The following is a 7654-nucleotide window of genomic DNA, read 5'->3' as shown; positions in this document are numbered from 1 at the left end:
TCAATCCATATCCACCTTCCGGCTACGCAGTTTCTTCACATGCCCGCGCGTCGTCTTGGCATCGACACGCCGCTGCTTGGCCCCGCGCGAGGGCTTCGTCTTGATGCGCTTCTTCGGAACGATCAGCGCTTCCGCAATTAGGTCTTTCAGCCGCTCGCGCGCATCGGATCTATTCTGCTCCTGACTGCGGAAGCGATCGGCCTGGATAATGATCACGCCATCCAACGTCAGCCGCCGCCCTGCAAGTCGTTTCAGCTTTGCGCGTGCGTATTCCGGAACTGAGCTGTTCGCTCTCAGATCGAAGCGCAACTCCACCGCCGTCGACACCTTGTTGACGTTTTGCCCGCCGGGTCCCGAGGAGCGCACGAAGCGCTCTTCGAGTTCGGCTTCATCGATGTCGATCGCCGGAGTGATGCGCATGGGATCAGCCGTTGCCTTCGACACGTTGAACAAAAACAAGCCGATTGCCCGAGGGGTCGATCAGCGTCAACTCCGTGCCGCCCCACGGCGGCGTCTGAATTCCGGGGCGCAGGAAGTTGTAGGTCCTACCCGCCAATTCCGCATGCAGCCCGAGAACATCATCGCAATCGATGCGGACGGCGCTCCCCGGACAACAATCGCCGTGATGCTGCGTCAGGTGCAAGCGGCAGCCACCGCGCGAGACCTGCATGTAGAGCGGCAGTTCCGGCTCGAAGCGGTGTTCGAAGTCGACGCCGAAGCCGAGATAATCGTTGTAGAACGCGCGCGTCGCCGGAATGTCGAACATGCGAAGCAGCGGAACGATCGAGCCGAATTCCATTTCCCGCCTCACCATCGTTTACGGCGACGTTTCAGATCCTTCGCGATCTCGCGCGCCGCATTCATGCCGGGCACGCCGGTGACGCCACCGCCCGGATGCGCACCCGAGCCGCAGAGATACAGCCCTTTGACCGGCATCCGGTAATTTCCGTAACCCAGAACCGGGCGTGCCGAAAAGAGCTGACCGAGTCCGAGCTGACCGTGGAAGATATCGCCGTCGATGAGACCAAAACGGGTTTCGAGATCGAGCGGCGAAAGCACCTGCCGGTGGAGCACCGCCGCCTTGAAATTCGGCGCATGGCGCGACACGGTCTCGATGACGAGATCGGCGAAAGCCGCCTTCTCATTTGTGTCGGACCAGCTTCGCCCGCCGGGAAGATGCGGCGCCACATGCTGCACGAAAAGGCTGGCCACGTGCTTGCCGGGCGGCGCCAGCGACGGATCGAGCGTCGAAGAAATCATCATTTCGACGATCGGCTCGCGCGACCAGCCGTTGGCGCGCGCATCGAGATAGGCACGTTCGAGATAATCCATCGTCGGACCGATCACGATCCCCGAGCGATGATGCAGCCCAATCTCTCTGCCCGGCAGACAGGTGAAATCGGGAAGCTCGGCGAGAGCAACGTTCATGCGGAACGATCCGGAGCCGGTCTTGATCGCCAGGAATGGCGCGCGAACGGTTGCATCGAGATCGGCTTCGGCGACGAGATCGCGGAACAGAAGCTTCGGACCGACGTTGGCCGCGACGGCGCGCGTTTTAATCGTCTCGCCGGTCGCGAGAACGACGCCGCTGGCACGCCCGCCCTCGACGAGCACGCACCCGACGGCCGCGTTCGTGCGGATGACAGCGCCGCTCGCAACCGCTGACTGAGCCATCGCCTGCGTGATGGCGCCCATGCCGCCTTTCGCGTGCCCCCACTGTCCCGCCTTACCGTTCACCTCGCCAAAACAGTGATGCAGCAAGACGTAGGCCGTGCCTGGGGTCGACGGCGCCGCATAGGATCCGACGATACCGTCGAACGCGAATGAGGCTTTGACCGTGTCGTCTTCGAACCGGCGATCGAGGAAGTCGGCAGCGCTCGCGGTGAACAGCTCGACAAGAAGCCGCTGATCGGCGAGCGAGAGATTAAGAAGACGCCGGCCGACGCCGCCGGCCTTGATCAACTCGAGTATGCCGCCGCCGGCGTTCGGCGGAGTCCGCGTGATGAGATCTCGCAGCACGCTGACGGCGCGGCCAAGTTCGGCATCGTAAGCGTCGAGGCGCGCCGCATCCTTTTTGGAAAATCTCGCGTAGGCCTCGCGTCGTGACGCCGCCCCATAGGGCACAAGCAATCCGCGCCGATCGTCAATCGGCCAGAAGTTGGCGGCCGGCCGCTCGATGATGTCCAGGCCGTGCCGCACCAGTTCGAGATCGGCGATGACCTTCGGATTGAGAAGGCTCACCGTGTATGAGGCGACCGAATTCGAAAAGCCCGGCGCGAACTCCTCGGTTATTGCAGCCCCACCAACGACAGAATTCTTTTCGAGCACAATGACCGAAAGTCCGGCCCGCGCGAGATAGGCGGCCGCAGTCAGCCCGTTATGGCCGCCGCCGATAATCGCAACGTCGAAATTGGCGTGGTTCACTGGGCTTCTCTAAACGACTTCCATTCGGGAAATTTTTTCTGATTCGCTGCGCCGCAGCGCGAAAATTTTAATCGCATTGGGAACAAGGCGCTGCGCGTTTCGTTGAACGGTAGTAGAATTTTCCGATTGCAGATCGTTCCAATTTCCCCGTAGTTGTTAACCAATCGTTTAGAGCACCTTCTTACGCTGACTTTGACCACAACCGCGTCAGCCTTTGTATTCCGACTTCGTATCCGGGCTGATTGCAAAACCAGAACGAACTCCGCGAGCAATCATGCGTGCTGTAATGACCAGCGCCATTTCCAGACCCGGCACCATCGCGGTGCGGCGTGCGGATGGATCACGTGTCGCGCGCCTTGCGGGCCTCGCGATCGCTTCTTTCGTGCCTGCCGCATTTTGGAGTATGCTGATCGAAGTGGCGGCGATCTGGATCGGTGCGCCGCTGGCTCCGCTCACCCTCGCATTCACGTGCGCTGCGATAACGCTGTTTCTGGCCGCCGTTTGCGCGCCGCTCATCCTGCGCGGTTCGATCTAGCGCGCGATTTGGTCCGCCAATAATAAGGGTTTGGCCTAAGTCCCGTTCCAGCCGCATGTCAGCTGACGGCAAACACGCCCCTTGCCGCCGACTATCGAGCACGGCGCCGACACGAAGCGGCACTTGCGGCATGAATAGGATGAAACGCAGCCGCGCCAGCGGCCACCCCTCTGGAAATTGCAGGTCATGAGTGTCTGACAATCGCGCGTCGGATTGATCGCGCCGCCCGGCCCTTCCTGAGCATAGCCAGGGACGGCGCTTGCCAAAGTGGCGCCCCACAACATCAGAACGGCCAGCACGACTTTCGACATCTGAGGACGTCCGATCGCCACCGATGACCGGAGCTTCGACCACTCCTCGCCCCGAGGCAAGCCCGGGAGATGCAAATAAACAGGCGTGGTTACTCTGCGGCCACGCGTTCCTTCGGCTTAACCAGGGCCATGAAATCGCTAAACAGCGTCTCGGTGATTTTACCCGGCTTATAGCGATGTTCGCCGATCTCGGAGACGGGCGTCACCTCGGCAGCCGTGCCGGTAATGAAGCATTCCGAGAACGTTCCGAGTTCTTCGGGCATGATTGCACGGTCGATCACCTCGATGCCGCGCGCCTTTGCGAGCTCGATGACCGAGCGCCGCGTGATCCCGTCCAGGAAACAATCGGGATCCGGGGAGTGAATCACGCCGTCCTTGATGAAAAAAATGTTGGCCCCCGTACATTCCGCGACCCGGCCACGATAATCGAGCATCAGCGCATCGGAATAGCCGGCGCGCTCGGCGCGGTGCTTTTCAATCGTGCAGATCATGTAGAGGCCCGCCGCCTTGGCTTTGGTCGGCGCGCACGCGGGGTCCGGCCGCCGGTATTTCGCGTACGTGATACGAATGCCCTTGAGACGCTGCTCCATCGGGAAATATGAGCCCCAATTCCACGCCGCAATTGCGAGATGGATCTTGGTTGCCTGCGCCGAAACACCCATCTGTTCGCTGCCGCGCCAGGCAATGGGACGCACGTAGCAGTCCGACAACTTGTTGGCCGCGATCGTATCGCGGCAAGCCTGATCGATTTCCGCGACGGTATACGGTATCTCGAAATCCAGAATTCTGCCGCTTGCGACGAGACGCTCGGAATGCTCGGTGAGCTTGAAGATCTTTCCGTCATAGGCCCGCTCGCCTTCGAATACCGAGCTGGCGTAGTGCAGAGCGTGGGTCAGGACGTGAACTTTGGCATCGCGCCAGGGAACCAGCGTCCCATCCAACCAGATCAGCCCATCACGATCGTGATAAGGAACGAGGTCAGCCATGCCAGTCTATGTCCTTCGCTAGTCTTGATAGTTGGAGAATTTGAACACCGGTGGTTGGGTCGCGAGCGCCGCCAATCCGGGTATCGTGCAGCCGAAGCGCTTGAGACGCTTAGCGCCTGGGCGAGCCGGCCGCAAGGGCATGAAGGTGGCGAGCGATCTAACAATTTGTCTTGAAATAGAAGACGATCAAGGCCAATAAGTCAACATGACTGACATAACGTCAGAAGGTGCGTCGGGAAGACGGGCAGTGCCCCAAAATTCCCCAGGATCGCCGCCGTTGGCCGACGATGGCCGAAGGCCCGCCGGCATCGATCTCATCGCCTGCGTCGAACTTTTCTATTTCGCTTATCGCGATTTCACCGGCGATCCCGATGCTTTTCTCGCGCAGTACGGTTTCGGCCGCGCCCACCACCGGGTCCTGCATTTCGTGCATCGAAATCCCGGCCTAAAGGTCGCTGAGCTGCTTGATATCCTGAAGATTACCAAACAAAGTCTGGCCCGCGTTCTGAAGCAGCTCGTGGACGAAGGCTTCATCATCCAACGCGCCGGAAACGAAGATCGTCGCGAGCGCCGCCTCTATCTCTCTGCCAAGGGCGTCCGCTTGACCGACAAACTGACACAAATTCAAGTCAAACGCATCGAGGGGGCATTGGCGAAACTCGGGCCCGGCGCCGACGCGGTCGCGGGTAAGTTTCTTTTTGCCATGATTGCCGAGAAGGACCGCCCCCAAGTCGAAAGCCTCATCAAAGGGACGCGTCCGCAGACGCCGGGCAATGTGTCAGACAGCAACGAGTGAGAGTCGCAATGATGCAGAATCGAGCCGAAGCGCTTGCCGATAACGCTCCGCACGTTCTCGTCGTCGACGATGACCAGAAAATCAGGGCACTTCTCGGCCGCTTTCTGAAAAGCAATGGCTTCCGCGTGACGGAGGCCGCCGACGCGGCCGCGGCAAGATCATTCATGCGCGGACTGACGTTCGATCTTGTGCTGCTCGACGTGATGATGCCGGGCGAATGCGGTTTGACGCTGGCGCGCGATCTCAAGGCGACGCGGCCCGTGCCGATCTGCATGTTGACGGCGCTCGCCGATGCCGAGGATCGCATTTCCGGTCTCGAAGCCGGCGTCGATGATTACGTCTCCAAACCGTTCGAGCCCCGTGAGCTGCTGCTGAGGCTGCGCAACATTCTGCGACGCGGCCAGGCGCCAAGCCCGTCGCGTGACGAAATCCGCATGGGTGGCTGCGTTTTCAGCCTGGCGCGGGGAGAGTTGAAACGCGACGAGGAGACGATCAAGCTCACCGAGCGCGAGCGCGATCTGCTGCGGCTCTTCGCGCAGCGAATTGGCGTCGCGGTGCCGCGCCACGAACTATCGAACGACGACAATACCGGCAGCGAGCGGGCAATCGACGTTCAGATCAACCGCTTGCGGCGCAAGATCGAATCCGACCCTTCGAACCCGGTTTACCTGCAGACGGTCCGGGGCAAGGGCTACATCCTCTATATCGATTGAAAGAGGCATGGGCGTTTTACCTCCGGAGCCGTCGCGGGTGGAAACTGCAACGCCGGTTGTCCGCGACATGGCATCCGGCCCGGCCGGCATCCTCGCCCGCTATCGCCGGTTTCGCGAACACCCCTACACCGCCCGGTTTCTTAGCATCATCGGCGAAGTCCTTCCTAAAGGGCTCTACGCCCGCGCCCTTCTCATCATCATCACGCCGATCGTCGTTCTCGAAGGCGTCATCGCCTTTGCGTTCATGGAGCGCCATTGGCAGGCCGTGACGCGCCGCCTTTCGGAGGCGACCGCACGCGACATCGCGGCCGTCATTTATGTCTACAAGGATTTGCCGAAAACCGGTGACGCGCAAAAGATCATCGAGCTGGCGCGCGACCGCTTGAGTTTGAAGATGGAGGTGCTGCCGCCCGGAGAGCTCCCGCCGCCGGGGCCAAAGCCATTCTTCCGCTTGCTCGATCGGGCGCTGTCGAACGAACTGCGCAAGCACGTGCAGTTGCCGTTTTGGATCGATACGGTCGGCGCACAAAACGTCGAGATTCGCGTAAAACTCGACGATGCCATTTTGCGCTTCGTCGCGACGCGCAGCCAGACATACGCGTCGAACTCGCATATTTTCCTGCTCTGGATGGTTGGCTCGTCGGTTATTCTGCTGACCGTCGCGATCCTGTTTCTAAGAAATCAGATCCGACCGATCTTGCGGCTCGCCGACGCCGCCGAGGACTTCGGCAAGGGCCGGTCAATCCCGGAAGATTTCCGCCCGCGCGGCGCCCGCGAGGTGCGACAGGCAGCTCTGGCCTTCCTGCAGATGCGAGATCGTATCAAACAGCACGTCGAGCAGCGCACCACGATGCTCGCCGGCGTCAGCCACGATCTCAGAACCGTGTTGACGCGGTTCAAGCTCGAACTCGCGATGCTGGACGACACGCCGGAAACGCGCTCGCTTTCAGCCGACGTCGACGAAATGCAGCACATGCTCGAAGACTATTTGGCTTTTGCCAAAGGCGATGGTGGCGAAGAAGCCAAACCAACGAATCTCGCCGAGCTCTTGGAGGAGATCGTCGACGACGCGTCGATCTACGCCAGCACGATCGATCTCAAGATCCGCAAGAGCAAGGGCGACATCGTGCTGCCGTTGAAGCGTCAGGCATTGAAGCGCGCCATCACAAATCTCGTCACGAACGCGGCGCGGTTCGGCGAACACATCATCATTCGCGTGGCGCCGGAAGGCCAATGGGTCCGCATCGAAGTCGACGACGACGGGCCCGGCATCCCGGAGCGGGAGCGCGACAACGTCTTTCGTCCGTTCTACCGGCTTGATCACGCGCGCAATCAGGACGAGGGCAACAGCGGACTCGGTCTGGCGATCGCCCGCGATATAGCGAAAAGCCACGGCGGCGAGATCGCCCTCGGCGAAAGCTCGATGGGCGGGCTCCGCGCCATTATCTCATTGCCGCAATAGATTTTTTCTTCTGAAAAACACGGCCGCGGCACAAGCTAAGGCCGGAAGAACCAGGGCACACGGTCTTGTGAATTGACCGTTATGTTATGATATTACAGTATCCGCGACATCGGTTCCGGCACTTATCTTCCCGTCCGACTTCGGCAAGGTGTCCTCCAAGCCTGCAGTCTCCGGTACCGAAAATCCCGAACGCCGTGGGTCGCCAGCCCATTCGGGATGTGAATAACGGCCGCGAGCCTTGGATTTTGACCGACCTACCCAGCCCCGGTCAGCTTCCAAGCTCGCGGCTTCGTTTTTGTGCCGCGAGCACCGCTTCGGTCATCAGCTCCTTGAGGCCATGTCCGTCTTGCATCAACACGGCAAGCGCCGCGGCCGTCGTGCCGCCAGGTGAAGTAACATTTTGCCTAAGCGTCGCGGGATCGCTCTC

At 60.7% G+C, this 7654-nt stretch carries 9 protein-coding genes; 4 read left to right on the top strand and 5 right to left on the bottom strand.

The genetic code is table 11. The annotated features are described in order from the left end of the window. Genes arfB through VN623_RS05180 form a run of 3 tightly spaced genes read right to left on the bottom strand, consistent with a single transcriptional unit; the run spans position 1 to position 2424 of the window. A complete protein-coding gene (arfB, locus tag VN623_RS05190; RefSeq protein ID WP_325568815.1) occupies positions 1 to 420 on the bottom strand; it encodes an alternative ribosome rescue aminoacyl-tRNA hydrolase ArfB in 420 nt (139 codons plus the stop codon). Between the two features lie 4 nt (positions 421 to 424). Next, positions 425 to 799 (bottom strand): glyoxalase superfamily protein, encoded by a 375-nt coding sequence (locus VN623_RS05185; RefSeq protein WP_325568813.1) that lies wholly within the window; start codon positions 797 to 799, stop codon positions 425 to 427. A gap of 8 nt (positions 800 to 807) precedes the next feature. Further along, on the bottom strand, positions 808 to 2424 hold the full coding sequence (locus VN623_RS05180) for an NAD(P)/FAD-dependent oxidoreductase (protein WP_325568811.1): 1617 nt from the start codon (positions 2422 to 2424) through the stop codon (positions 808 to 810). Positions 2425 to 2698: 274 nt separating this feature from the next. Between VN623_RS05180 and VN623_RS05175 the strand changes: the two genes are divergently transcribed. Next, entirely contained in the window at positions 2699 to 2959 is a 261-nt protein-coding gene (locus VN623_RS05175) for a hypothetical protein (RefSeq protein ID WP_325568809.1), read from the top strand. Between the two features lie 400 nt (positions 2960 to 3359). Here the strand turns inward: VN623_RS05175 and VN623_RS05170 are convergent, their stop codons facing one another. After that, entirely contained in the window at positions 3360 to 4256 is an 897-nt protein-coding gene (locus VN623_RS05170; RefSeq protein WP_325568807.1) for a branched-chain amino acid aminotransferase, read from the bottom strand. Between the two features lie 205 nt (positions 4257 to 4461). Here VN623_RS05170 and VN623_RS05165 point away from each other — a divergent pair, with 205 nt between their 5' ends. The 3 genes from VN623_RS05165 to VN623_RS05155 all read left to right on the top strand — a co-directional run bounded on the left by VN623_RS05165 (position 4462) and on the right by VN623_RS05155 (position 7227). After that, positions 4462 to 5052: a MarR family transcriptional regulator gene (locus VN623_RS05165; protein WP_325568805.1), complete on the top strand. Its 591-nt coding sequence runs from the start codon at positions 4462 to 4464 to the stop codon at positions 5050 to 5052. Positions 5053 to 5063: 11 nt separating this feature from the next. Beyond that, complete coding sequence (locus tag VN623_RS05160; RefSeq protein WP_325568822.1) at positions 5064 to 5765, top strand: response regulator transcription factor; 702 nt, start codon at positions 5064 to 5066, stop codon at positions 5763 to 5765. Positions 5766 to 5832: 67 nt separating this feature from the next. Next, entirely contained in the window at positions 5833 to 7227 is a 1395-nt protein-coding gene (locus VN623_RS05155; protein WP_325568820.1) for an ATP-binding protein, read from the top strand. 268 nt (positions 7228 to 7495) lie between these two features. Here VN623_RS05155 and VN623_RS05150 read toward each other — a convergent pair. Beyond that, positions 7496 to 7654, bottom strand: a 159-nt coding sequence (locus tag VN623_RS05150) for a pyrroline-5-carboxylate reductase family protein (RefSeq protein ID WP_325568817.1), incomplete at its 5' end; no start/stop codon positions are given.

Source organism: Hyphomicrobium sp., assembly GCF_035572195.1.
In the GTDB taxonomy this organism is placed as follows: Bacteria; Pseudomonadota; Alphaproteobacteria; order Rhizobiales; family Hyphomicrobiaceae; genus Hyphomicrobium_B.
Note: the sequence above shows the minus strand (reverse complement) of the source record. Positions and strands in the feature narration are given on the sequence as shown.